General features: G+C 52.4%; 1 pseudogene. It reads right to left on the reverse strand.

The features are described from left to right. A pseudogene (locus C451_RS20720) lies at positions 1–638 on the reverse strand (RNA-guided endonuclease InsQ/TnpB family protein); the annotation flags it as partial. Positions 639–1,069 lie beyond the last annotated feature (431 nt).

Here is a 1,069-nt window from a genome sequence, read left to right on the forward strand (position 1 = left end):
CTCGCACGGTTGTGCGAGTTCGACGGCAGTTCCATCATGCTCTTTGCGTCCAACTTTTCGACCGCTACGAGATCGTAGGTCTCGGCGTACCACGTCGAGAGTTTGTGCAGGAAGTCGCGACGTTTCCGCTTGATGTCGGCGTGGCGTCGGGCAACCTTCCGTTGCTGTTCGCGGTAGTTGTTCGACCCGTGCTCTTTGCGGGAGAGAACACGCTGTTCGTGTTCCAACCGTTCCTGCTCCGCCGAAAGGTCCCCAACGACCCGACGGCATGGCCGTCGGTGTCGTGGGTGTATTTCAGTATCCCCACATCGATACCGACACACCGCTCCGGTTCGTCCGGTTTCGAAGGTGCTTCGGCGTCGGTGTCGAGTTGGAGCGAAGCGTACCACCGTCCGGTGGCTTCGCGTTTCACGACGACGCTTTTCNCCAATCTTTGAAAGGTGCAACCTGTCGCGGCCACTCGTTTTCTTGAGTTCGAAGCCGGTCTGGTTGTACGTGAAGGAATAGTAGTCGCCTACACCTTTCCACTTGAGTTTGCCGACGTTGTAGCCCTTCTTCGACTTTTTCGCAAGGTTCGAACAGTCCTTGTAGAGGCGGCGAACGACCATCTGAAGCACTTTCGAGTGGACCGACTGTAATGGGTGAGAGAAGCTTTGAAAGTAGATTCACGGAAGAGAAATAACGATCTAAGAGAGCCGTAAACCGGGTATACAGAAATCTAATCGAGTTAGGTTTTTACTGTAACGTTTACCGTAATATCGCCGAGGCGAATTAGTGATGATTTAATTCCTACATACACACCTGAATACGACTATTTTGATCGATACCATATAAACCCTGATTCACCGATTTCGTGATTTCTGTGAACCAGCAGTAACGGCCTTCTGATCATATGTCTCTGAGCGAACTTGCAGAGCGTGTCTGGATCATTAAGGTCGGTCCACCACTTCTTGAGTTTTGGGAGACGGTTCTGTTCTGGCGTGTACGACGAGTCTTCCAGCCGATTCATCCGATGCAGGAAGTGGTTGCGAACCTGTCGGCAGGTATCCAGCGTCCACGCCAACCGTTC

The organism is Halococcus thailandensis JCM 13552 (assembly GCF_000336715.1).
Taxonomy (GTDB): Archaea; Halobacteriota; Halobacteria; order Halobacteriales; family Halococcaceae; genus Halococcus; species Halococcus thailandensis.